We start from the raw sequence: 24,261 nt of genomic DNA on the forward strand, positions 1-24,261 counted from the left end.
ATCCTGCGCCGGATTGGCGGGTGCTTGTGGTTTTGCCGGGTGCAGAACGGGGGACGGGATATGAATGCGCCGCTGAAGCGCCGAATAGGGCTGGGGCTGCTGACGGCCTATGGCGTCGGGGTAATGGTTGGCGCGGGCATCTACGTGCTGGTTGGCGCGGTTGCTGCCGATGCTGGCATTTGGGCGCCGGTCTCCTTCCTGATTGCTGGAATAATCGCGGCACCGACGGCACTGAGCTATGCCGAGTTTTCAACACGGCTGCCGGAGGCAGCGGGCGAGGCCGCTTTTGTCGGCCAGGGGCTGTCCTCGCAAGCGCTGGCTGTGATCGTCGGCTTTGCTATCTCGGCGGCGGGCGCTGTGTCGGCAGGCGCGGTCCTGCGCGGCGGGGTTGGGTATCTGACGCAGGTTCTGCCGGTCGGAAGCGAGCTGGCGATGATCTGCCTGGGCGCGGCGCTGGTGGCGGTGGCAGTGCTGGGGGTGCTGGAGAGCCTGGCCCTGGCGGCGGTTTTCACGGCGGTTGAGGTGCTGGGGCTTGCGCTTGTGGTCTGGGCCGGGGCGGGCAGCGCCCCTGCGCAGGACTGGATTGCCGCGGAACCCGTGGCCTTGACCGGGATAGGCCTGGGGGCGGTGCTGGCTTTCTTTGCTTTTATCGGCTTTGAGGACATCGTGAATATGGCCGAAGAGGTCGAGCGCCCGCTGGTGACCCTGCCGCGGGCGATCCTGATTTCGCTGGCCATTACATCGGTTGTCTACGGGCTGGTGTCCTGGGCCGCCGTGCGGACGGTGCCGCTGGCACAGCTGGGAGCGTCCGAAAGCCCGCTGGCATTAGTCTGGCAGACTGCGCGCGGCGGTAACGCAGAGTTTCTGTCCGCAATTGCGGTTTTTGCGGCTTTGAACGGGGTGCTGGCGCAGATTGTCATGGCTTCCCGCGTGCTTTTCGGGCTAGGGCGGAGAACGTCGGCGCTGGCGGTGTTTCACACGGCAAGCCCGCGGTTTGGCACGCCGGTGCTGGCCACATTGCTGGTTGGGGCGGCGGTCATTCTTTGTGCGCTGTTTGTGCCTGTAGCCAGGCTTGCAGGGGTCACCTCAGCACTTCTGCTGTCAGTATTTGTTCTGGTGAACCTTGCATTGATCATTGAAAAAAGGCGTGCTCCGCAAGCCGGTTTCCGTATCCCAATGGCGGTGCCCGTGCTGGGAACGGTCTTGTCTGCCGGAGCGCTCGCCATAGCCGTTTGGGGGCTGCTGTGACCTTATCCCTGACCCTTGCCGCCGTCTGGGCGCTGTCCGCCAATATCCTGGCGATGATCCCCAGCCGCGACAACCACTGGCGGCGTGCCTATGTGCTGATTGCACTGGGCATCCCGCTCTTGGGCTATGTCACTTATGAAAACGGCCCCTGGTGGGGGCTGGCGGTGCTGCTGGCGGGGATGTCGGTGCTGCGCTGGCCGGTGCTGTATTTCGGGCGCTGGCTGAAACGTGCGCTCGGGCTGTAAATCTCCGCAAAACTGCCGCTCTTGGGAAAAGCTTAACCTTTTCTTCCGGCCGTCCTGATAATCAGACGGGAATATCTCGTGTTCCCGTTTGACGCCGGCGCGTTTCCGCTGGCGGTGGAGGCTGCCTTTGGCTGCTGTTTCGGCGATTTGGCTGGTTTTCGGCATGGTTTGGCTGGCCGCGTTCTACGTTCTGGCGCGGGCAAAGCGGCGCGGCACGGCGGCGGCTGGCGCCCTGGTCTGGCTGACGGCGCTTGTCTGGCTGGCCGCGCGGCTGCTGTTTGAGGCGGAGACCGGCCGCCGTGGCCTGTTATCCCTTTATCTTGGCGGCCACCTCGTCTACGGACTATGTTCGCTTGCAGGCTGGAACATGGGACGGAAACGAAAATGGCGGCGCAGAGTGAAATTATTCTTCCGGCGGTGCGCGGGCGGCTTACCCGGCAGAAACCGCTTGCAGAGCTGACCTGGCTGCGCGTCGGCGGCCCGGCGGAGCATCTCTTCCAGCCCGCTGACATTCAGGACCTCGCGGACTTCCTGCGCCAGCTGGACCCGGACGTGCAGGTGTTTCCCATGGGGGTGGGCTCCAACCTGATCGTGCGCGACGGCGGCCTGCGCGCGGTGGTGATCCGGCTGGGCCGGGGCTTCAACGGCATCGAGGCGGACGGCGGTACCGTTACCGCGGGCGCGGCGGCGCTGGACGCGCATGTGGCCAAGAAGGCCGCGGATGCAGGCATCGACCTCACCTTTCTGCGCACCATTCCCGGCTCCATCGGCGGGGCGGTGCGGATGAACGCGGGCTGCTACGGCAGCTACACCGCCGATGTGTTCGTGTCGGCGACCATCGTGACCCGCCAGGGCGACATCCGCGAGATTACCGCGCAGGAACTGGACTTTCAGTACCGCCAGACCGCCTTGCCGGAGGGTGCGGTGCTGGTCTCCGCCACCCTGCGCGGACCCAAGGGCGACCCGGCAGAGCTGCACGCAAGGATGGAAGCGCAGCTGCAGAAACGCGATGAGACCCAGCCGGTCAGGGACCGTTCGGCCGGTTCCACCTTCCGCAACCCGGCGGGGTTCTCTTCCACCGGCCGGGCCGATGATGTGCATGATCTGAAGGCCTGGAAGGTGATCGACAACGCCGGCATGCGCGGCGCCCGGCGCGGCGGCGCCCAGATGAGCGAGAAGCATTCCAACTTCCTGATCAACACCGGTGGCGCAACTGCCGCAGATCTGGAGGGGCTGGGCGAAGATGTGCGGAAAAAGGTTTACGAGGATTCCGGCATCACGCTAGAGTGGGAAATCATGCGGATTGGTGATCCGCTTCCCGAATAACTGAAAAACCGGCGCGTTTTTAAGGGGGTATCCCCCGCTGCACGGGCCGGGCAGCTGCCAAAGCTGGCCCTTGGGGAGCGGTCAATCTTAACCGTGGTAAAGATCCCGTTAACGTGCCGGTAAGATTTTCGGCGCTAGGGTGCGGAAGAGGCGGCAATGGACTGCCGGTTACAGGGGCGCACAGCCCCGCAGGCATCAGCCGGGACGCTCCGGCGCAAAGACATAAGAACGGCCCGCAACGGGTCCCAAGAAACAGGGGCGCAAAGCCCCGCGTATATTGAGGCGCTTCGTGGTGAGTAAGTCGAGCAGGGCACTCCCGAAAGTCGCGGTGCTGATGGGCGGACCGTCAGCCGAACGCGAGGTATCGCTGTCCAGCGGCCGTGAATGCGCGGCAGCGCTGCGCGGCGAGGGGTTCGAGGTTGTTGAGGTGGATGCAGGCGCGGACCTGCACGCGCGCCTGTTGGACATCAAGCCGGATGTGGTGTTCAACGCGCTGCACGGGCGCTGGGGCGAGGACGGCTGCGTCCAGGGCGTGCTGGAATGGCTGCAGATCCCCTATACCCATTCCGGTGTGCTGGCCTCGGCGCTGGCAATGGACAAGCAGCGCTCCAAGGAGGTCTACCGCTCTGCCGGGCTGCCGGTTGTGGACAGCGGCCTGTTTGCCAAGGAAGACGTGAGCGCCGGCCATGTGATGGCGCCGCCCTATGTGGTTAAGCCCAACAACGAGGGCTCCAGCGTCGGCATCTATATCGTGCATGAGGCTGCCAACGGCCCGCCGCAGCTGGCGCCGGAAATGCCCGCCGAGGTGATGGTGGAAACCTATGCGCCGGGGCGTGAGCTGACCACCACCGTGGTCGGGGACAAGGCGCTGACTGTCACCGATATCCTGACCGACGGCTGGTATGATTACGACGCCAAGTACAAGCCCGGCGGCTCGCGCCATGTGCTGCCCGCAGACGTGCCGCGGGAAATCTTCGACCTGTGCCTGGAATACGCGCTGAAGGCGCATGACGCGCTGGGCTGCCGCGGTGTCAGCCGCACCGACTTCCGCTGGGATGAGGCGCGCGGCGCCAGCGGCCTGGTGCTGCTGGAGACCAACACCCAGCCCGGCATGACGCCGACCTCGCTGGCGCCGGAGCAGGCGGCCCATTGCGGCATGACATTCGGCGAACTCTGCGCCTGGATGGTGGAGGACGCCTCATGCAACCGCTGAAGGGCTGGTTCCGCAAGCCGGAGGAGGGGCGGTGCGACCCGGCGCCGTCGCGGCTGAAATACCGGCTGCAGCGCTGGATGCTGACGCCGGGCATCCGTTTCGGCCTGCGCTTCGGGGTGCCGTTCTGCCTGGTCTTTGCGGCCGGCGCGGCCTATCTGGCCGACGAGGGGCGCCGCGACACGCTGCAGGCGATGGTCAACGATGCCCGCGCTGCGATCCAGGAGCGCCCTGAATTCATGGTCAATGTGATGGCGGTGGACGGGGCCGGCACCAGCGTGGCGCAGGACATCCGCGAGGTGGTGCCGGTGGATTTCCCGGTCAGCTCCTTTGATCTGGACCTGGAACAGATCCGCGACGTGATCACCGGGCTGGACCCGGTGAAAACCGCCAGCGTCAGGATCCGCCCCGGCGGCATCCTGCAGGTGGACGTCGAGGAGCGCCAGCCGGCGCTGATCTGGCGCAGCCGCGAAGGGCTGGCGCTGCTGGATGAGAACGGCATTCACGTGGCCGAGCTGGGCCGCCGCAGCCTGCATCCGGATCTGCCGCTGATCGCAGGCAAGGGGGCGGCCAAGCACGCCGCAGAGGCGCTGCGGCTGTTTGCGGCGGCAAAGCCGCTGGGGCCGCGGCTGCGCGGCCTGGTGCGGGTCGGCGAGCGGCGCTGGGACGTGGTTCTGGACCGCAAGCAGCGCATCATGCTGCCGGCCGGGAACCCGGTGCGGGCGCTGGAGCGGGTGCTGGCGGTAAGCGAAGTGCAGGATTTGCTGGAACGGGATGTTGCGGCGGTGGACGTGCGCCTGGCTGGGCGCCCGACCGTGCGGATGACCGAAAACTCAGTGGAAAACTGGTGGCGGATCCGGCAGTTGAATGGGGGCGGGCAGTAACATGACAGATCTCTATCAATCGCAGCGGGCGATGCGGCAGATGCGCCGCCAGGCGATGCAGCGCGGCGTGGTCGCGATCCTGGACGTGGGCAGTTCCAAGATCGCCTGCCTTGTGCTGCGCTTTGACGGCACCGGGCGGCTCAGCGAGGACGGCTCGATCGGGGCCCTGGCCGGGCAGTCCGGGTTCCGGGTGATCGGCGCCGCCACCACGCGGTCGCGCGGGGTGCAGTTCGGCGAGATCACCGCCATGCAGGAGACCGAGCGCGCGATCCGCACCGCGGTGCAGGCGGCGCAGAAGATGGCAGAGGTGCGGGTCGATCACGTGATCGCCTGTTTCTCCGGCGCCAATCCGCGCTCTTACGGGCTGGATGCCAAGCTGGACCTTGAGGGGCAGGTGGTGTCCGAGCATGAGGTGGCGCAGGTGCTGGCCTCCTGCGAGGTGCCGGAATACGGCGCGGGCCGCGAGGTGCTGCACGCGCAGCCGGTGAACTTCGCGCTCGACAACCGCTCCGGCCTGGGCGATCCGCGCGGCCAGATGGGCCAGACGCTGGCGGTCGACATGCACATGCTGACGGTGGACGCGATTGCGGTGCAAAACCTGGTGCGCTGCATCCAGCGCTGCGACCTGGAGCTGGCGGGGATTGCGTCCTCGGCCTATGCCTCCGGCTTCTCGGCGCTGGTCGAGGATGAGCAGGAGCTGGGCGCCGCCTGCATCGACATGGGCGGCGGCACCACCTCGATCTCGATCTTCATGAAGAAGCACATGATCTATGCCGACGCGGTGCGGCTGGGCGGCGACCACATCACCAGCGACATCTCTATGGGGCTGGGGGTGCCGCTGGCGAACGCCGAGCGGATCAAGACCTTCAACGGCGGCGTGCACGCCACCGGCGCCGACGACCGCGAGATCATCGACATCGGCGGCGACACCGGCGACTGGGAGCACGACCGCCGCACCGTCAGCCGGGCCGAGCTGATCGGCATCATGCGGCCGCGGGTCGAGGAGATCCTGGAGGAGGTGCGCGCACGGCTGGATGCGGCCGGGTTCGAATGCCTGCCCAGCCAGCAGATCGTGCTGACCGGCGGCTCCAGCCAGATCATGGGGCTGGACGGGCTGGCCAGCCGCATCCTCGGCCAGCAGGTGCGCCTGGGCCGCCCGCTGCGCGTCCACGGCCTGCCGCAGTCGGCGACCGGGCCGGGCTTTGCCTCGGCTGTCGGGCTGTGCCTGTTTGCCGCCCACCCGCAGGATGAGTGGTGGGACTTCGAGATGCCGGCAGGCCGCCACCCGGCTGGCACCCTGGGCCGCGCGGTGCGCTGGTTCCGGGACAACTGGTAAAGCCGGGAGCAGGGCTGCAAATCAATTCACCCGGAACGGGCAAAGAGGGCGTGACAGCGTCTTAATGACCCGTTAGGTTGTTCTTAACGTCCGCAAAAATGCGGCGAGTCAGCAGGCCGGGCAGTGGCCAGCCAAATTTCGGAACCAGACCTCCTCTGCAAAGCATTTTGCGGCCGGAGAGGTTTTGTTGTGTGTGGCTTGTGCTTGATCCGCAATATCTGCTAGGGACGGCGAAATACCGCGGCTTTAGCCTTAGAATGAGGCCTTATTTTGTGGCTCGTCGCGCTTTTTGGGATGACGAAACACCCTCTCCGCGGTAAGATTATGGTGAATAGGACAGGAATAAGCCCTTTGCGGGAAGGGCAGGTAACACAGGCGGTATGAGCATGACGTTGAACCTTTCGATGCCCGGGAATGAAGAGTTGAAGCCGAAGATCACCGTGTTCGGTGTCGGCGGCGCCGGCGGCAATGCCGTGAACAACATGATCGCCAAGGAACTGGACGGCGTCGAATTCGTCGTGGCCAATACCGACGCGCAGGCGCTGCAGCAGAGCTCGGCCAAGAGCCGCATCCAGCTGGGCGTGAAAGTCACCGAAGGCCTGGGCGCAGGCGCCCGCCCGCAGGTGGGCTCTGCCGCGGCTGAGGAAAGCATCGAACAGATCGTCGATCACCTGGCGGGCGCGCATATGTGCTTCATCACCGCCGGCATGGGCGGCGGCACCGGCACCGGTGCGGCGCCGATCATCGCGCAGGCGGCCCGTGAGCTCGGCGTGCTGACCGTCGGCGTTGTCACCAAGCCGTTCCAGTTCGAGGGCCTGAAGCGGATGCGCCAGGCCGAAGCGGGCGTTGAAAGCCTGCAAAAGGTGGTCGACACCCTGATCATCATCCCGAACCAGAACCTGTTCCGCCTGGCCAACGAGAAGACCACCTTCACCGAGGCGTTCTCGATGGCCGATGACGTGCTGTACCAGGGCGTCAAGGGCGTCACCGACCTGATGGTCCGCCCCGGCCTGATCAACCTCGACTTTGCCGACGTCCGCGCGGTGATGGACGAGATGGGCAAGGCGATGATGGGCACCGGCGAGGGCGAGGGCGAGGACCGTGCGGTGCAGGCCGCCGAGAAGGCGATTGCCAACCCGCTGCTGGACGAGATCAGCCTGAAGGGCGCCCGCGGCGTGCTGATCAACATCACCGGCAGCCACGACCTGACCCTGTTCGAGCTGGACGAGGCCGCCAACCGCATCCGCGAGGAAGTGGACCCGGACGCCAACATCATCGTCGGCTCCACCCTGGACACCGGCATGGAAGGCCGGATGCGGGTGTCGGTCGTTGCCACCGGCATCGACGCCGTGGATGTGAACTCCGAAGTCCCGGTGCCGCGCCGCCCGATGTCGGCGCCGCTGCGCCAGACCGTCAGCGTCGAGGAAAACCGCGCCGCGCCGCTGGAGCTGGAAACCCCGGTGGAGCAGCCGGCAGTTGCCGCATCCGCGCCGGCGCCGGCCGCGGCCGAGCCTGCCCCGGTTATGGAAGAGCCCTCCCTGTTCGAGGAAATGAATGTGCAGCAGGCTGCTGAACAGGAGGAAGAGGTCTTTGAAGAGGTGGAGCAACTGAACGACGACGGCCTGCCGCCGCCCGCTTACCAGCCGAAGGTTCCGGAATTCCGCCCGCAGGCGGATGCCGGCGAAACCCCGCAGGCCGCCTTTGTCGCGCCCAAGGCGCCGGCCCCCGGCACCCCGTCGCCGCAAGCGCTGGAGCGCCTGCAGGCCGCCGCCCAGCGGGCGCAGCAGCCGCAGGCTCCTCAGCAGCAGCCGGTGCGCCCGGTTGCCCCTGCCGCCCAGGCCCCGCAGCAGCAATCCCAGCAGCCCCAGCAGGGCCAGCAGCAGCCCGAGGGCCAGCGCCGTTTCGGCCTCAATTCGCTGATCCACCGGATGACCGGCAGCGCCGATGCGCCCGCGGGCAAGCAGCAGCCCCAGGCAGTGCGCCAGCAGCCCGCAATGCACGCGCAGGCGCCGGCAGCCCAGCCGCAGCCGGTGCAGCAGCAACAGCAGGATCCTGACCAGGAACGCATCGAAATCCCCGCTTTCCTGCGCCGCCAGGCCAACTGACACATCACATATCGCCAGGAAAAAGCCGCCTTCGGGCGGCTTTTTTTATTTTATTATCAGCGTATTGAGTGGTTCTGAGCGGTGTTTTGCTTATCTGTTACGGTCATGTTTCAAACCGTTACAAAGATTGAGTTGTAGGAATTTTTGCAAAACCTTAACTCTCGTCCGCAACACGGCCCCCTGAGGCCGGACATAGTGGAAAGAGGCGCAAAGTGCAGAATACGCTCAAAGCATCGGTGGCATTCGAAGGGGTCGGACTGCACTCCGGCAAACCCGCGCGCATGGTCTTGATCCCGGCTCCGGCGGGGCATGGCATCGTGTTCAAGCGCACCGATATCGCCTTGGGCAATACCGTGGTTCCGGCACGCTGGGACCTGGTTGAGCGCAGCCCGCTCTGCACCCGCCTGGTCAACGCGGCCGGCGTCAGCGTCTCCACTGTCGAACACATCATGGCGGCCCTGGCTGGCTGCGGCGTGCACAACGCGCTGATCGAGATCGACGGCCCGGAAGTTCCGATTTTGGACGGCTCCTCGGCCCCGTTCGTGCGCGGCATCATGAGCCAGGGCGTGCAGAGCCTGGGCGTGCCGGTCGTGGCCTATGAAGTGCTGAAGCCGGTGACGGTCGAGAAGGACGGCGCCCGCGCCACCCTGCTGCCCAGCGACCGGCTGACCATCGAATTCCACATCGATTTTGCCGAGGCCGCCATCGGCCGCCAGAGCAAGGAACTGGACATGCGCAACGGCAGCTTTGCGCGCGAGCTGTGCGACAGCCGCACCTTCTGCCGCCAGGCGGATGTCGAAACCATGCAGGCCAACGGCCTGGCTCTGGGCGGTGTGCCCGGCGAGAACGCCGTTGTGTTTGACGGGGAACGGGTCGAGAGCGGTGCGGGCCTGCGCCACTCGGACGAGCCTGTACGCCACAAGATGCTTGATGCGCTGGGTGACCTGGCGCTGGCTGGGGGGCCGGTCTTGGGGCGCTACGTTGGGGAGCGTGCGGGGCACGCGCTGACCAACACTTTGCTGCGGGCCCTGTTTGCGGAGCCGGGTGCGGTCCGGGCCGTCGCCTGCGATGCAGCGATGACCGCACGGCTGCCAGGGCAGGGGCTGATCTGGTCGGAAATCCCGGCCGAACAGCGCCGCGTGGCATAAGGCAGAAAACCAGGAACGAGCGGCAGACTGGCCCGGGACCCCAATTGTCCCGGGTCTTTTCCTGTGGCGGGCGCGCGGAAGCGGCCCGGCACGTCCGGGCAGCCTTGACCGCCGGCGGCTTTCGATGCCATGTGAACGCGGAAATAGCGAAAGGCGTTTTGCGCGCCATTTGAATATGCTAGAGACGGCCTAACCGGGGCGGACACCCGTAAGGCAACGACGGTGAGGTGAGGCACTATGAACGGCATCAGGGCAGGAGCCAAAACCCTCGGCGCGGTCCTTCTGATGGCGGCCCTTGCGGGCTGCGGCGGAGACGGCGGCGCGGTCAAGCGGGGCGAGTCGCTGGAGGCCTTCTCACCGGAGCACATCTATGAGCGCGGCGAGTTCGAGCTGGCCAACCGCCGGGCCAAGGATGCGGCCTATTACTTCTCCGAGATCGAGCGCCTGTATCCCTATTCCGAATGGGCCAAGCAGGCGGTGATCATGCAGGCCTTTGCCCATCACACCAGCAAGGATTACGAGAACAGCCGCGCCGCTGCGCAGCGGTTCATTGACTTCTATCCGGCGGATGAGGATGCGGCCTATGCCCAGTATCTGCTGGCGCTGAGCTATTACGACCAGATCGACGAGGTGGGCCGCGACCAGGGCCTGACCTTCCAGGCGCTGCAGGCGCTGCGCACCGTGATCGAGGTCTATCCGGACAGCGAATACGCCAATTCCGCGATCCTGAAGTTCGACCTGGCCTTTGACCACCTGGCGGGCAAGGAAATGGAGATCGGCCGCTATTACCTGCGCCGGGGCCATTACACCTCTGCGATCAACCGCTTCCGGGTGGTGGTGGAGGATTTCCAGACCACCAGCCACACCGCGGAGGCGCTGCACCGGCTGGTCGAGTCCTATCTGTCGCTGGGCCTGACAGCGGAGGCGCAGACCGCCGCCGCCATTCTGGGCCACAACTTCCAGTCCACCGAATGGTACGAGGACAGCTACCGCCTGCTGGGGGCAAACGGGCTCAAGCCCAAGGACCGCGGCAACAACTGGCTGAGCCAGATTTACCGTCAGACGCTGAAAGGGCAGTGGCTGTAACGGCCGCTGCGGCAATGGGGCGGGGCAATGCTGCGCGCGCTTGAGATCCGGGATATCCTGATCATTGATCACCTGGAGCTGAATTTTCAGCCCGGGCTGAATGTGCTGACCGGCGAGACCGGGGCAGGCAAATCCATTCTGCTGGACAGCCTGGGCTTTGTGCTGGGCTGGCGCGGCCGTGCCGAACTGGTGCGCCAGGGCGCCTCCCAGGGCGAGGTGCTGGCGGAGTTCGACCTGGGTCAGGGCCATCCGGCCCATGCCATCCTGGAAGAGGCGGGCCTGCCGGGCGGCGACAGCCTGATCCTGCGCCGGGTGAACACGGCGGAAGGGCGCAAGACCGCCTGGGTCAATGACCGGCGCTGCTCGGGCGAGGTGCTGCGGGCGCTGTCGGAGACGCTGGTGGAGCTGCACGGGCAGCACGACGACCGCGGGCTCTTGAACCCGCGCGGCCATATGGCGCTGCTGGATCAGTATGCCGGGGTGCAGGCGCTGCTGGGGGCGGTGCGCAGCGCATGGAGCGATGCGGCCAAGGCCCGCAAGACGGTGGCGGCCACCCGCGCGGCGCTGGACGCGGTGCGGGCCGAGGAGGAGTTCCTGCGCCATGCGGTTGCCGAGCTGGACAAGCTGAACCCGCAGCCGGGCGAGGACGAGGCGCTGGACACCCGCCGCCGCCAGATGCAGGCGGCCGAGCGCATCCGCGGCGACATCGCCCGCGCCCATGCGCTGCTGAGCGAGGGCGCCGAAAGTGCCATGGGCGAGGCGCGGCGCTGGCTCGAGGGCGTCGCTGGCCGCGAGGACGAGACCGGCCTGGATGAGCCGCTGGCGGCATTGTCGCGGGCGATGATCGAGCTGGGCGATGCCCAGGACGGCGTTGAACGGGTGCTGGGGGCGCTGGACTTCAATCCCGGCGAGCTGGAGGACTGCGAGGAGCGCCTGTTTGCGATCCGCGCCCTGGCGCGCAAGCACGGGGTGGCCGCCGACGAACTGGGCGGCTACGCCGAAACCCTGCGCGCCAAGCTGGCCGCGCTGGATGCGGGCGACCAGGATCTGGCGGACCAGGAGGCTGCGCTGAAGGCGGCAGAGGCGGCCTATGCGCAAGCCGCGGAGCAGCTGAGCGCCGCCCGCCGCGAAAGCGCCGCGGCACTGGATCAGGCGGTGATGGCCGAACTGGCGCCGCTCAAGATGGAGCGGGCGGTGTTCGAGACCCGCATCAGCGCCGCTGAGCCGGGGCCGGAGGGCACCGACACGGTGGCCTTCACCGTCGCCACCAACCCGGGCGCGCCCGCAGGGGCGCTGAACAAGATCGCCTCCGGCGGCGAGCTGAGCCGGTTCCTGCTGGCGCTCAAGGTCTGCCTGCGCGGCGACGACGCCAGCAAGACGCTGATTTTCGACGAGATCGACCGCGGTGTCGGCGGCGCCACCGCGGATGCGGTGGGGCGGCGCCTGCGCAGCCTTGCCAGCGGCGGCCAGGTGCTGGTGGTGACCCACTCGCCGCAGGTGGCGGCGCTTGGCGGCCATCACTGGCAGGTGCGCAAGCAGGTGGTCGACGGCATGACTCTGTCGCAGGTGGTGCCGCTGGCCGAGGCCGAGCGGGTGGATGAGCTTGCCCGCATGGTCTCAGGCGATACCATCACCGAGGAGGCCCGCGCCGCGGCCCGTGCTTTGCTGGCCGGATAACCTGTCCCGGCGGGACGGCGGGTGAGGGTTCCTTAACCGGCTTGCGGCAATTGTAGGCCATTGAAAACAAAAGGCCCGCTTGCAGCATATGGCAGAAGAAATCCGATCCGCCCTCATCGCCCATCTGATGCAAATGCTGGCTGGCCTGAAGGATATCTGGCGGGTGCTGCGTAACCGCGGCCCCAGCCAGTTCCAGTTCTGGCTGATCGCGCTGCTGATCGGCATCGCGGCAGGCTTTGCGGCGCTGTTCTTCCGCAAGGGGATCACCGCGCTGCAGGCCTGGGTCTATGGCGCGCCGGATCTGGACTACCTGCATTCCTTTGCCCAGGGGCTGCCCTGGTACACGCTGGTGGCTATTGCTGCGGGCGGCGGGCTGGTGGTGGGCATCATCCTGGACCGGTTCACCCCGGACGGGCGGGTGCGCTCGGTTGCCGATGTGATCGAGGGCGCCGCGCTGCATGACGGGCGGGTCGAGCACAAGGCAGGGCTGGCCTCGGCGCTGTCGTCCTTCATCACCCTGTCCACCGGCGGATCCACCGGCCGCGAAGGGCCGGTGGTGCACCTTGCGGGGGTAATCGCCAGCTGGGTCAGCAACCGCATTAATGCCGACGGTGTCACCGGGCGCGACCTCTTGGGCTGCGCGGTGGCGGCGGCGGTCTCGGCCAGTTTCAACGCGCCGATTGCCGGGGCGCTGTTTGCGATGGAGGTGGTGCTGCGGCATTTCTCTGTCAACGCCTTTGCGCCGATCGTGGTGGCCTCGGTCGCGGGCACCGTGATCAACCGGCTGGAATACGGCGACGTCACCGAATTCACCCTCAACACCCCCGGTGCGCTGCAGTTCTATGTGGAGCTGCCGGCCTTTCTGATCCTTGGCCTGATCTGCGGCCTGGTGGCAGTGGCGCAGATGCGCTCGATCTTCTTTGCCGAGAAGGTCGGCAACGCGGTGCAGCAGCGCCTGTGCCTGCCGCGCTGGCTGCGCCCGGCGGTGTCAGGTGCCATGCTGGGGGTGATCGCGGTGTGGTTCCCGCATATCATCGGTGTCGGCTACGAGACCACGGTGCTGGCGCTGACCGGCGGGCTGCTCTTGGGGCAAGCGGTGGTCTTCACGGTGGTGAAGACCGCGGCGGTGGCGATCACCATGGGCGGGCGCATGGGCGGCGGGGTGTTTTCGCCGTCGCTGATGATCGGGGCGCTGACCGGGCTGGCCTTCGGCCTCATTGCGACCTCGGTGCTGCCGGATGTGTCCGGCACCCACACGCTTTATGCCTTTGCCGGCATGGGGGCGGTTGCGGCAGCGGTTCTTGGCGCGCCGATCTCCACCACGCTGATCGTGTTCGAGCTGACCGGCGACTGGCAGATCGGCCTGGCGGTGATGGTGTCGGTCTCCATGTCCACCGCGCTGGCCTCGCGGCTGGTCGACCGGTCCTTCTTCCTTACCCAGCTGGAGCGGCGCGACATCCACTGCGCCGCCGGTCCGCAGGCCTACCTGCTGTCAATGCTGCGCGCCGGTGCGGTGATGCGGCCGATGGGCGACAGCCGCTGCGCTTCGCTGGAGGACTGCCAGGCGCTGGTGGAGCAGGGGCTGTGCATCCGCGCCTCCGCCTCGCTGGAGGCAGCGATGCCGGTGTTCGACCGCGCCGAAATCCCCTATTTGCCGGTGCACCTGGTGGAGGATGGCAAGGAGGAGGTGATCGGCGCGCTGTACCATGTGGACGCGCTGAAGGCTTACAACCGCGCCCTGGCGGCCACCGCCGCGGAAGAGCACAGATAGGCCGGGCCGGGCGGTTGCGGCTGCTGCAATAAGAACCCGCGCGGGTTTAGGGGAAACTTCCCAAGGTTTTCCCCGTAGCTGTGAGATTTCCGCTACAGGTTAAGGATTAATTAATCTGTGCATTGCCCTGCGACAATGTCTTGCTGAACATTGCAGGTGAAATATCGCAATGCACACTCACACGGCAGGCAACAAAATGCGAAACTTCGAAACCGGCCCAGAAGAGGCTGGTGCGAAAACCAAGGCGGACGAGCGGGAAAACGAACGGGCGGCACTGGAAGCGGTGATCAATTACGCGATCCAATGCGCGCGTGAAACGGATATTCTGGGCGCCGGCGACGCGCTGGAGGAAGCCAGGCTGAACCTCAGCCGGGCGGTGCTCGCCTAGAGGCCGGTTCCCGATCCTGATCCGCAGCACATGACACCGGACCCCGCCGAATGGGCGGCAGGCCCGCGCCTGTGCCGCTGGCTGTCGGCGCCGGCAGATGAACAGGCGGCAACGTCAGGCTGCAATGGAAAACACCGGCGCCAGGGCGCCGGTGCATCTGTTCTCCGGATAAATTAAACCATCCGCGTGCTAGGCCCGCGCGGCCAGGCTGCGCCCTGGCCGCTGCCAGATGAATGGCTCAGACCTGCTCCACCTTGACCGAGTCGCTCAGCACAAAGGCCAGGTGGCCCTTGATCTCCGCCACGTCCTCCTTCGGGTCCTCATAGCTCCAGGCGGCGTTTTCGGTCACCGAGGATTTGTTGGCGATCGAGAAATAGCTGGCGTCGCCCTTGTGCGGGCAATGGGTGGTCTTGCTGGTGCGGTCCAGGAACGCCATCGCGATGTCGTCGCGCGGGAAATAGATGACCGGATCCAGATCGCCCTCCGTCAGCTCCAGTGCATTGGCGGTTTCCCCCAATACGGCGCCGCCGGAGCGGACAGTCCAGGTGCCTTCGGCCTTGCGGATACGGATATTGGTCATGCGTGTTTTCCCATTCTCTTCGTTCGTGTCGTCTTTGTGTTCAGTCTATGTAACAGCCAGGTGTCACAAGGGGGCGGTCGCGGCATCAAGCCACGCCTTTGCGGCGGGGCTGAGCAGCGGGCCGATCTTGGCTGCAACCTCCAGGTGGTAGCTGTCGAGCCAGTCTCTTTCGTCTGCGGTCAGCATGGAGGCATTCACCAGCCGCCGGTCAACCGGGGCAAAGGTGAGCGTGCGCCAGCACAGCATGTCGCGCTCCGGGTCGCTGGTGTCAAGGGCCGGGGCCGTTTCAACAACCAGAAGGTTCTCGATCCGGATGCCAAAGGCGCCTTCCCGGTAGTATCCGGGCTCATTGGACAGGATCATGCCGGGTTCCAGCGGCACATGGCTGGTGCGTGCCAGCCGCTGCGGGCCTTCATGCACGCTGAGATAGGCGCCGACGCCGTGGCCGAGCCCGTGGTTGAAGTCCTGGCCTGCCAGCCACAGCGGCATCCGGCCGATGCATTCGATGTCGCGGCCCGCCAGCCCCTTGGGCCAGCGCAGGCGGGACATGGCGATCATGCCCTGCAGCACGCGGGTGAAGGCGGCGCGCTCCTCCTTGCCGGGGGTGCCGATGGCGATGGTGCGGGTGATGTCGGTGGTGCCGTCCAGATACTGGCCGCCGCTGTCCATGACCAGCAGGTGGCCGTCCTCCAGCCGTGTATCCGTCTCCTCGGTCACGCGGTAATGCATGACGGCGCCGTTCTCGCCGGTGCCTGCAATGGTCTCAAAGCTGATGTCGCGCAGGGCGGGGTCTTCGCTGCGCAGGGCCTCCAGTTTTTTCACCACATCGATCTCTGTGATGGTGCCGGGCGCCTGGGCGTCGAGCCAGGCCAGCATCTCCACGATGGCGGCACCGTCGCGCAGGTGCGCCGCGGCGCTGCCCGCGATTTCGGCCCCGTTCTTGCGCGCCTTGGGCAGGGCGCAGGGGTCGCCGGCGGGGACCATGCGGTCGCCAAGCGCGTCGGCCACGATCTGCGGCACGGTGCCGGAATCGGCGGCGACGGAGCCATTGAGGGCGGCCGTGGCCTTGAGGAAGTCCTCAGGCGCATGAATGGTGACGGAACTGTCGAAATGGCCTTCAAGCCCTTCCAGTTTCTCTGCCGCCATGAACAGGTCCACCCGCGCGTCACCGTGCAGGATGGCAAAGCCATGCGCCACCGGGTTGCGGGCCACGTCGCTGCCACGGATGTTCAGCAGCCACATGATGCTGTCGGGCAGGGTGATGACGGCCGCTGCCTGTCCTGCATCGCGCAGTTCCTTAGCCAGCCGCGCGCATTTGTCTGCGGCGCTTTCGCCTGCGTAGTCCAGCGGGTGGGCAGCAACCGGCTGCATCGGCGGCGCGGGCTGGTCTGCCCAGATCCGGTCCACCAGGTTCCCGCATTGCACCAGGGTGATGCCGCTGCCCTTCAGCTCTTTTTCCAGCGAGGTGATCTGCCCGGCAGCATGCAGCCAGGGGTCGAAGCCGACCTTGCCGCCACTGGGCAGCTGTTCCTTCAGCCAGTCCGCCAGCTGCACGTCGGGCCAGGGCACGGGGGTGTAGTCCGCGGCGACCTGGCGTTTCACCTGGGTGCGGTAGCGGCCGTCGATGAAGACGCCGGCGATGTCCTGCAGCACTGCGCAGAACCCGGCCGAACCTGTGAAGCCGGTGAGCCAGCTGAGGCGCTCGTCATGCGGCGCCACATATTCGCCCTGGTGGGCATCGGCGCGCGGCACCAGGAAGCCGTCCAGCCCTTCCGCCGCCAGTTCCTTGCGCAGCGCCGCCAGCCGGGGCGGCCCCTGTTCCGGGCGGGCAGTCACATCGAAGGTCTGATACATCGGCGTCTCTCCTGCTTAAAAGGGCGGGCGGCAGCAGGGGACACCCCGGGGCCGCGGCAAAGAAAATGCGCGGGCCCGGAGCGCGCGCCCCTTCTTGTCCCAAATCGCCCTGCTGCTGGCAAGGGCGGCGGAGGAGAGAATGTTGCCGACCTGACGGAACAAGCGGGAAGGCTTGGGCGCAGCGGCGGCTCCCGCCCGGCCTGACGGCATCAGAGATGCCCTGCGGCCGGTTGGGCCAAGCGCCGGATGCGAAGCATCCGGCGCCGCCGCGCGCGTCAGCGCGCGGCCATGCCCAAGGCTGAGGGCGGCATCGCAAGATGCTGGCCAAAGGCGCGGGAGCACTACGCTATCTCAGTCGTATACTGATTTGGGTAAAGCGAACCGTCTTACGGGCAGGGCTGGGGCACAAGCCCCTTGGCCAAGAGGTACCGGACGAGCTCATCCGCGCTACTGGTCAATGCAAGGTTTTCAGCAGTGAGACGAGCCATCTCCCGCTGAGCCGAACCAGTTTTACATAGCCCTGATACACTAGAAAGGTGTCTAATTCGGTCTTTCTGCTGTTTAACGCACGAACGGTAGCAGTTGATTGTTTGATTGATCTGCGAACAAGTCTGTTTTTCAGATCGGGGGTGGGAAGGAGGCATGTCGGTTTTCCTAATCCGTTTTGTTTCAGACCATAGGAAATAAAACAGTTCGCCCGCACCCTAACTATGCAGCTGCAGGAACCAGTATGTCATTTAACCCGTTAACTTTCCAGGGCAAAAAATAACCCGCTCTGCAAGAGCGCACTGCGGGTTATCGTTCTTAGTGACAACTTAGCTCGCCCGTTTGATGCCCATGACGCGGGCGCGGGCGCGCGGATCGCTGTCGAACAGGGCGGCCAGCTGCTCTGTCATCGCCCCGGCCAGCTGCTCCACATCGGTGATCGTCACCGCGCGCTGGTAGTAGCGGGTCACGTCATGGCCGATGCCGATCGCCAGCAGCTCCACCTGCTTGCGCTTCTCCACCATCGCAATCACGTCGCGCAGGTGTTTTTCCAGGTAGTTCGCCGGGTTCACCGACAGCGTCGAATCATCCACCGGCGCGCCGTCGGAGATCACCATCAGGATCTTGCGGGCCTCGCGCCGCGCCACCATGCGGCGGTGCGCCCATTCCAGCGCCTCGCCGTCGATGTTTTCCTTCAGCAGGCCCTCTTTCATCATCAGGCCCAGGTTGGTGCGGGTGCGGCGCATCGGGGCGTCGGCGGCCTTGTAGATGATGTGGCGCAGGTCGTTCAGGCGGCCCGGCTGCTGCGGGCGGCCGTCGTTCAGCCAGGCCTCGCGCGCCAGCCCGCCTTTCCAGGCGCGGGTGGTGAAGCCGAGGACTTCGACCTTCACGTTGCAGCGCTCCAGCGTCCGGGCCAGCACGTCGGCGCAGATTGCCGCGATGGAGATCGGGCGGCCGCGCATCGAGCCGGAGTTGTCGAGCAGCAGCGTCACCACGGTGTCGCGGAACTCGGTGTCCTTTTCGACCTTGAAGCTGAGCGGCGTGGTCGGGTTGGCGACAACCCGCGCCAGGCGGCCTGCATCCAGGATGCCTTCCTCGCGGTCAAACTCCCAGGAACGGTTCTGCTGCGCCTGCAGGCGGCGCTGCAGCTTGTTGGCAAGGCGGCTCACGGCGCCCTTCAGCGGCTCCAGCTGCTGGTCGAGATAGGCGCGCAGACGCTCCAGCTCGGCAGGCTCGGCCAGCTCCTCGGCGTTGATTTCCTCGTCATGGGCATCCTGGAACACCTTGTAATCCGGGTCGGCGTCGGAGACCGGCGGCGGGGCAGGCGGCTCCAGCGGCGCCTCGCCATCGGGCATCTCGGTGTCCTCGGCCAGATCGTCGTCGGCCATCTCGTCCATCGAGACCTGGGCCTGGCTTTCGTCCTGCTGCTGCTCCTGGCTCTGCTCGGGTGACGCGTCGGCCTGTTCCTCCTCGCTATCGTCCTGGCCGGTGCTGTCCGGGTCCTGCTGCTCCTCGGCGTTCTCCTCGGCCTCGTCGCCCGCGTCGTCGTCCATATCATCCGGGTCATCGCCCAGCTGGTCGCCATAGCCGAGATCGGAGATCACCTGCCGCGCCAGCTTGGCGAAGGCGGCCTGATCGGCAATGGTTTCGTCCAGGTTCTCCAGCGTGCCGCCGGCCTGGGATTCGATAAAGCCGCGCCACAGCTCCATGATGTTGGAGGCGCCTTCGGGCAGGTCGCGGCCCGTCGCCAGATGGCGGATCAGATACCCCGCGGCAGCAGCCAGCGGCGCCTCGGAGGAGGATTTCATCTGATCATAACCGCGGCGGATCGACTCGTTGCGGATCTTCACGTCGATGTTGGACGCGGTGCCGGGCATGTGGCGGGCGCCCATCGCCTCGCAGCGGGCGGTTTCCATCGCCTCATAGAGGTCGCGGGCCATTTCGCCCTGCGGCACGTATTTTGCGTGGGTCGCGTCGTCGTGGAACTTGTGGCGCAGCGCCAGCGCGTCCGCGGTGCCGCGGGCCAAGAGCACCTCCTCGCGGGTCATCCGGCGGGAGACCTGCGGCAGCCGCATGGTGTCGCCGGACAGGCCCGAGGGGTCGACCGTGTAGCTGACGGTCAGCTCCGGGTCGTTGGCCATCACCTTGGTGGCCTCAGAGAGAGCCTTCTTGAACGGATCGGCTGGGTTGTCGTTCGGCTTTTTCATGGTCGCACCTTATCCGCTTATCAGCATCGCCTTAGCCTCCGGCAAAGTCCAGTGCGCGTCCTGCGGAGAGGGCAGCGCCCGGCCCGGCGGGGCGGGAAGCAAAGCGCCCGCCCGTTTTGCCGGAGGCAAACCTTCGGTTTGACGGGGGGCGGGTCGGGCTCTGCCCGGCCTTGCGGCCGGGCGGCACATTGCTGTTAGCCCAGCGAAACGCTCGCGGCGCTCTCCGGCAGCTCCTCGTCAAAGCAGCGCTGATAGAACTCAGCCACGGTCTGACGCTCCAGCTCGTCGCATTTGTTCAGGAACGACAGGCGGAAGGCATAGCCCACGTTGCGGAAGATCTCGGCGTTCTGGGCCCAGTTGATCACCGTCCGCGGCGACATCACGGTCGACAGATCGCCGTTCATGAAGGCGGTGCGGGTGAGGTCGGCAACGGTCACCATCTGGGAGATCTTCTTGCGGCCCTCGGCAGTGTTGTAATGCGGCGCCTTGGACAGAACGATGGCGCTTTCGGCGTCATGGCTCAGGTAGTTCAGGGTCGAGACCAGCGACCAGCGGTCCATCTGCGCCTGGTTGATCTGCTGGGTGCCGTGGTACAGCCCGGTGGTGTCGCCAAGGCCAACGGTGTTGGCGGTGGCAAACAGGCGGAAGAACGGGTTCGGGGTGATGATCTCGTTCTGGTCCAGCAGGGTCAGCTTGCCGTCATGCTCCAGCACCCGCTGGATCACGAACATCACGTCGGCGCGGCCGGCGTCGTATTCGTCGAACACGATCGCAACCGGGTTGCGCAGTGCCCAGGGCAGGATGCCCTCGTGGAACTCAGTGACCTGCTTGCCGTCGCGCAGCTTGATCGCGTCCTTGCCGATCAGGTCGATACGGGAGATGTGGCTGTCCAGGTTCACCCGGACGGAGGGCCAGTTCAGCCGCGCCGCAACCTGCTCGATGTGGGTCGACTTGCCGGTGCCGTGGTAGCCCTGGATCATCACACGGCGGTTGTGGCTGAAGCCCGCCAGGATCGCCAGCGTGGTTTCCGGGTCGAACTTGTAGGTGTGGTCCATCGCAGGCACCCGCTCGGAGCCCTCGGCAAAGCCCTTGACCGTCATGTCCGTGTCGATCCCGAACACATCGCGCACCGAAATTGTTTCGGTCGGTTTCGCATTCATATCCACAAAGCCGTCGGTCATCGCAGTCGATCCTTATCCCTCTTCCCTGCTGTCAGGGGCCAATTCGCGGGATTGGTGCCTGATCTGACGGGCAAGGGCAAGGGAAAGTCGCGCCGGAATCCAGCTGAAGCAGAGATTGTTCCCGAACTGGACAGGCAGGTCCGGGGCAGGCAGGAGCTGAATGAGCTGCGAAGGACGAGGCGGCGCCGGTGCCAGGCTGGCGGTTCCAGACGTACTGCGCCCCCGGCCGGGCAGCAGGGGGCGCGAATTACCGGATCATTGTTAGCTATGGGGGGACAAGCTGCGTCCGGTATGTCCCTGCGTAACGGTTCAGTGCCGGGGGCGTCAAAGAAATAAAATCTCTATCATAAATTTTCGGCAAAAGACCGCCCATTGCCGCAGGCGCGGGCAGGCGCTGCGGCAAGGAAAAAGGGCGGCTGCCGCCGCCCTGCTGTCCGGAAATTTCTGCGGCGCTTACTTGAAGCTGCGGCTGTCCTTGATCTGGTCCCAGGCCCAGCGGACTTCCTGCAGCTGCTCCTCCTGGCTGCGGTCGCCGCCGTTCATGTCCGGGTGCAGCACCTTGATCAGCTTCTTGTAAGCCTTGCGGATGTCGGCCTTGGACCAGTCGTCCTTGGCCTCCAGGATTTCGATGGCGCGGCGCTCGGTGGGCGGCAGGCGGCGGCCCGCCTTGGCGGCGCGGCCCGGGTTCTGGGTGGCGTTGGCGCCCAGCACCTGGTGCGGATCCTCGATGCCCAGCCGCGCCCAGGCGCGGGCCTCGGGGTCGCCCATCGGCTTGGTCTCGCGCTCCCAAACCTTGTCCTTGGAGCGCTGTGCGTTCAGCTCCGCCTCGGTGGTGCCTTCGAAGAAGTTCCAGCTGTTGTTGTACTCGCGCACATGCTCCTGGCAGAACCAGTAGAAGTCATCCAGCACGTCCGGCGCCTTGGGGGCGCGGAACTTGCCGGCTTCCTGGCAGCCTTCCTTGTCGCAGACGCGCTGGGACGTCTCAGACGCACCCGTGGCAGCGCGCCGCCCGCGCGGGTTCTTCTTCTTGGCGGAGCGGACGGACATATCGAAGCCAAAGGGATCGGATTTGGACATGGGCGCACCTTCTAGACGCATCTGTTCGACTCGGAGGCAGCAGTTTAGTCTAAGGGGCGCCAGATTGAAGGGGGCGCAGGCAAAAAATATGGGGATGAGCGGAAAATGAGCATGAAGCAGGAAATGGAAGCGGCGTTGCAGGCGGCCTTTGCCCCGAGCGCGCTGGAAGTGGTCAACGAAAGCCACAAGCACGCGGGCCACGCAGGCGACGACGGCTCGGGCGAGAGCCATTTTGCGGTGATGATCCGCGCCGAGGCCTTTCAGGGCATGAACCGGGTGCAGCAGCACCGCGCGGTGCACAAGGCGCTGGGGGGTATCGTGCCGCGCATCCACGCGCTGGCGCTGGATACCGGCGCCTGAGGCGCCGCGGCGCACGGACGCGCCCGCCCTGAGAGGGGGCTAGGGCGGGCAGTCTGCCCGCCATTCACGGGCTCTACTTATCGCCGTCTTTCAGACCGGCCCGTGCCTTCAGCGCTGCGGTCATGCCGGAAACCGGGCTCAGTTCCTCAACCCCGTCGTCGGCCTGCATCCTGGCCGCACCCGGTCCCGGAACCTGTTCCGCTTCCGGCGGCGCTTCGGGATCGCCTGCCGCGGCCGTCAGCCGCGGTGTTTGCGGTTCGCTGTGGCGGAACGCAACGGAGGGCGCGGCGGGCTCCTTGCGGCTTGCTGCCGGGGCCTGTGCCGGTTTCTCCGCCGCGATGGCGCGGCGGAACACCATCACGTTGCGCCAGTTGGTCGTCGATCCGGTCAGGCCGGAGCGTTCCTCGCTGGGCAGCAGTTCGGCGCGCTGGAACTCCCAGCCTTCCGCGGCCATCTCATTGAGCAGGATCTCCACCGAATTGGCAAAGCGCGCCTCCGGTGTCTTCACCCCCTTGGCCTTGGTGCCTTTCTGCGGTGCCGGGACAACCTTGTACTCGAATGCCTGCATGAACGTCTCCTGTCTTGCCGCGCAGGTTTAGCCGAAAGAGGGATGCGGTCAAGGGCGCGGCATCCGGCCCATGCGCGGCAGGGCGCCGTTTCCCTGCGAGGAGAACGGCCCGGAAAACACGCGTTTCCCGGGCCGGAGTTTTTGCAAAATTCCGCTTGCCGCAGCCGGTCTCAGCCTGTTTCCGCCGCCATCTGCACCAGCGTCAGGCAGACCTCCGTGGCCTTGGCCATGTCTTGCACCGAAATCCATTCCAGCGGCCCGTGCACATTCTGCATGCCGGTGAAGATGTTGGGCGTCGGCACCCCCAGCTCGGTCAGCCGCGAGCCGTCGGTGCCGCCGCGGATCGGGGCCGTGACGGGGATGATCCCATGCGCCTCGCAGGCCGCCAGCGCCAGCTCCACCGGGGTCATGTCGTTTTCCAGCCAGTACCGCATGTTACGGTATTGCGGGAAGATTTCGCAGGTGATCCCGGCCCGCGGCTCCGAGGCCTGCACCGCTTCGCAGACCTTTTGCAGCAGTTCGCCCTTAGCGGCCAGCCCGTCGAGTTCGAAGTCGCGCAGGATCAGCTTGATCTCCATCTCCGAAGACCCGCCGTTCATGTCGGTGATATGGATGAACCCCTCGCGCTCCTCGGTGGTTTCCGGCGTCATGGTGGCTTGCGGCAGGGTCTGCACGATCTTTGCCGCCAGATGCGCGGCGTTCACCATCTTCTCCTTGGCCCAGCCGGGGTGGATCGACACGCCCTTGACGCTCACCACCGCGCGGTCGGCAGAGAAGCTCTCATAGACGATCTCGCCTGCTTCGCCGCCGTCCAGCGTATAGGCGAAATCCACGCCCAGGTCCTTGGGCAGCTGCGCGCCGACGCCGCGGCCGATTTCCTCGTCCGGGGTGAAGGCGAGGCGGATCTTCGGGTGTTTGATCTTCGGGTTCGCCAGCAGATGCCGCGCCAGGGTCATCACGATGGCGACGCCCGCCTTGTCGTCAGCCCCCAATAGGGTGAGGCCGGAGGCAGTGATCAGGTCGTCCCCCTGTTTGGAGGCGAGGTAGGGGGATTTTTGCGGCGACAGCACCAGGTCCGGGTTGTCGGGATAGGTGATATCACCACCGTCATACCCTTTGATCACCCGCGGCTTGACGCCGGTGGCATTGAACTGCGGCGCGGTGTCGACGTGAGCGAGCAGGCCGATAGCCGGCCCCGGCGCAGTGGCGGGAATGGTGGCCAGCACGACGCCGTAATCGGTGAGCGTCACCTCCTCAGCACCGGTCTCCTGCAGCTCTGCCACCAGCAGGTTCAGCATGTCGAACTGGATTTCGGTGCTGGGCGTCGTGGCTGAGGTCTCGTCGCTCTGGCTGTCGATGGCGGCGTAGCGGACCAGGCGGTCCTCGAGTTCCTGATCGAAAATGCGTTCCATGAAACCTCCGGTATTTTGGCGGGAGCAAAGCCGTTGTAGCAAGGAAGGTCAATGCATGTGTTCCGCCCGGCCGGGACGGGCGTTGCCCTCAGTGAAACGGCACCACCCGGTG

At 66.0% G+C, this 24,261-nt stretch carries 21 protein-coding genes; 14 read left to right on the forward strand and 7 right to left on the reverse strand.

Annotated features, from left to right (window positions below):
• Positions 1-60 precede the first annotated feature (60 nt).
• From KUW17_RS16505 to KUW17_RS16565, 13 genes are all read left to right on the forward strand, one after another.
• Positions 61-1,248, forward strand: a complete 1,188-nt coding sequence (locus KUW17_RS16505; RefSeq protein WP_222481088.1) for an APC family permease — start codon at positions 61-63, stop codon at positions 1,246-1,248.
• The gene (locus tag KUW17_RS16510; protein WP_222481090.1) at positions 1,245-1,493 is read left to right on the forward strand and encodes a DUF2484 family protein; all 249 of its coding nucleotides are present in this window, start codon (positions 1,245-1,247) and stop codon (positions 1,491-1,493) included. The genes KUW17_RS16505 and KUW17_RS16510 overlap by 4 nt, the downstream gene beginning before the upstream one ends.
• A gap of 127 nt (positions 1,494-1,620) precedes the next feature.
• Positions 1,621-1,953 carry a hypothetical protein gene (locus tag KUW17_RS16515; RefSeq protein WP_222481092.1) on the forward strand — a complete coding sequence of 111 codons (333 nt, stop codon included), beginning with the start codon at positions 1,621-1,623 and terminating at the stop codon, positions 1,951-1,953.
• Complete coding sequence (gene murB, locus KUW17_RS16520) at positions 1,878-2,819, forward strand: UDP-N-acetylmuramate dehydrogenase (protein ID WP_222481094.1); 942 nt, start codon at positions 1,878-1,880, stop codon at positions 2,817-2,819. Before KUW17_RS16515 ends, murB begins: the two co-directional genes overlap by 76 nt.
• A 334-nt stretch (positions 2,820-3,153) precedes the next feature.
• Positions 3,154-4,032, forward strand: a complete 879-nt coding sequence (locus KUW17_RS16525) for a D-alanine--D-alanine ligase (protein ID WP_409996781.1) — start codon at positions 3,154-3,156, stop codon at positions 4,030-4,032.
• A complete protein-coding gene (locus KUW17_RS16530; RefSeq protein WP_222481098.1) occupies positions 4,020-4,913 on the forward strand; it encodes a cell division protein FtsQ/DivIB in 894 nt (297 codons plus the stop codon). Before KUW17_RS16525 ends, KUW17_RS16530 begins: the two co-directional genes overlap by 13 nt.
• Before the next feature lies 1 nt (position 4,914).
• The gene (gene ftsA, locus KUW17_RS16535; RefSeq protein WP_222481100.1) at positions 4,915-6,249 is read left to right on the forward strand and encodes a cell division protein FtsA; all 1,335 of its coding nucleotides are present in this window, start codon (positions 4,915-4,917) and stop codon (positions 6,247-6,249) included.
• 386 nt (positions 6,250-6,635) lie between these two features.
• Positions 6,636-8,354, forward strand: a complete 1,719-nt coding sequence (gene ftsZ / locus KUW17_RS16540) for a cell division protein FtsZ (protein WP_222481102.1) — start codon at positions 6,636-6,638, stop codon at positions 8,352-8,354.
• A 212-nt stretch (positions 8,355-8,566) separates the two neighbouring features.
• The gene (gene lpxC, locus KUW17_RS16545) at positions 8,567-9,502 is read left to right on the forward strand and encodes a UDP-3-O-acyl-N-acetylglucosamine deacetylase (protein ID WP_222481105.1); all 936 of its coding nucleotides are present in this window, start codon (positions 8,567-8,569) and stop codon (positions 9,500-9,502) included.
• Positions 9,503-9,739: 237 nt separating this feature from the next.
• A complete protein-coding gene (locus KUW17_RS16550; RefSeq protein WP_222481107.1) occupies positions 9,740-10,588 on the forward strand; it encodes an outer membrane protein assembly factor BamD in 849 nt (282 codons plus the stop codon).
• Between the two features lie 27 nt (positions 10,589-10,615).
• Positions 10,616-12,265: a DNA repair protein RecN gene (recN, locus tag KUW17_RS16555; RefSeq protein WP_222481110.1), complete on the forward strand. Its 1,650-nt coding sequence runs from the start codon at positions 10,616-10,618 to the stop codon at positions 12,263-12,265.
• An 88-nt stretch (positions 12,266-12,353) separates the two neighbouring features.
• Positions 12,354-14,036 (forward strand): chloride channel protein, encoded by a 1,683-nt coding sequence (locus tag KUW17_RS16560; protein WP_222481112.1) that lies wholly within the window; start codon positions 12,354-12,356, stop codon positions 14,034-14,036.
• Positions 14,037-14,205: 169 nt separating this feature from the next.
• On the forward strand, positions 14,206-14,424 hold the full coding sequence (locus tag KUW17_RS16565) for a hypothetical protein (RefSeq protein WP_226429710.1): 219 nt from the start codon (positions 14,206-14,208) through the stop codon (positions 14,422-14,424).
• Positions 14,425-14,662: 238 nt separating this feature from the next.
• Here the strand turns inward: KUW17_RS16565 and KUW17_RS16570 are convergent, their stop codons facing one another.
• The 5 genes from KUW17_RS16570 to KUW17_RS16590 all read right to left on the reverse strand — a co-directional run bounded on the left by KUW17_RS16570 (position 14,663) and on the right by KUW17_RS16590 (position 21,809).
• A complete protein-coding gene (locus KUW17_RS16570) occupies positions 14,663-15,004 on the reverse strand; it encodes a DUF427 domain-containing protein (RefSeq protein WP_222481114.1) in 342 nt (113 codons plus the stop codon).
• Positions 15,005-15,067: 63 nt separating this feature from the next.
• Positions 15,068-16,858, reverse strand: coding sequence for an aminopeptidase P family protein (locus KUW17_RS16575; RefSeq protein ID WP_222481116.1), 1,791 nt, complete (start codon positions 16,856-16,858; stop codon positions 15,068-15,070).
• Between the two features lie 815 nt (positions 16,859-17,673).
• Positions 17,674-19,551 carry a cobaltochelatase subunit CobT gene (gene cobT, locus KUW17_RS16580; protein ID WP_222481118.1) on the reverse strand — a complete coding sequence of 626 codons (1,878 nt, stop codon included), beginning with the start codon at positions 19,549-19,551 and terminating at the stop codon, positions 17,674-17,676.
• A 194-nt stretch (positions 19,552-19,745) separates the two neighbouring features.
• Entirely contained in the window at positions 19,746-20,732 is a 987-nt protein-coding gene (gene cobS, locus KUW17_RS16585; RefSeq protein ID WP_039179315.1) for a cobaltochelatase subunit CobS, read from the reverse strand.
• A 453-nt stretch (positions 20,733-21,185) separates the two neighbouring features.
• Positions 21,186-21,809: a DnaJ domain-containing protein gene (locus KUW17_RS16590; protein ID WP_222481120.1), complete on the reverse strand. Its 624-nt coding sequence runs from the start codon at positions 21,807-21,809 to the stop codon at positions 21,186-21,188.
• 105 nt (positions 21,810-21,914) lie between these two features.
• Between KUW17_RS16590 and KUW17_RS16595 the strand changes: the two genes are divergently transcribed.
• Positions 21,915-22,169 carry a BolA family protein gene (locus tag KUW17_RS16595; RefSeq protein WP_222481122.1) on the forward strand — a complete coding sequence of 85 codons (255 nt, stop codon included), beginning with the start codon at positions 21,915-21,917 and terminating at the stop codon, positions 22,167-22,169.
• A 73-nt stretch (positions 22,170-22,242) separates the two neighbouring features.
• On the opposite strand, the gene KUW17_RS16600 is transcribed toward KUW17_RS16595, so the two are convergent.
• Positions 22,243-22,737: a DUF4177 domain-containing protein gene (locus tag KUW17_RS16600; RefSeq protein ID WP_222481124.1), complete on the reverse strand. Its 495-nt coding sequence runs from the start codon at positions 22,735-22,737 to the stop codon at positions 22,243-22,245.
• 170 nt (positions 22,738-22,907) lie between these two features.
• Complete coding sequence (gene pepT / locus KUW17_RS16605) at positions 22,908-24,149, reverse strand: peptidase T (RefSeq protein ID WP_222481126.1); 1,242 nt, start codon at positions 24,147-24,149, stop codon at positions 22,908-22,910.
• Between the last annotated feature and the right edge of the window lie 112 nt (positions 24,150-24,261).

Origin of the sequence: Leisingera aquaemixtae, assembly GCF_019801145.1 — a bacterium.
In the GTDB taxonomy this organism is placed as follows: Bacteria; Pseudomonadota; Alphaproteobacteria; order Rhodobacterales; family Rhodobacteraceae; genus Leisingera; species Leisingera aquaemixtae_A.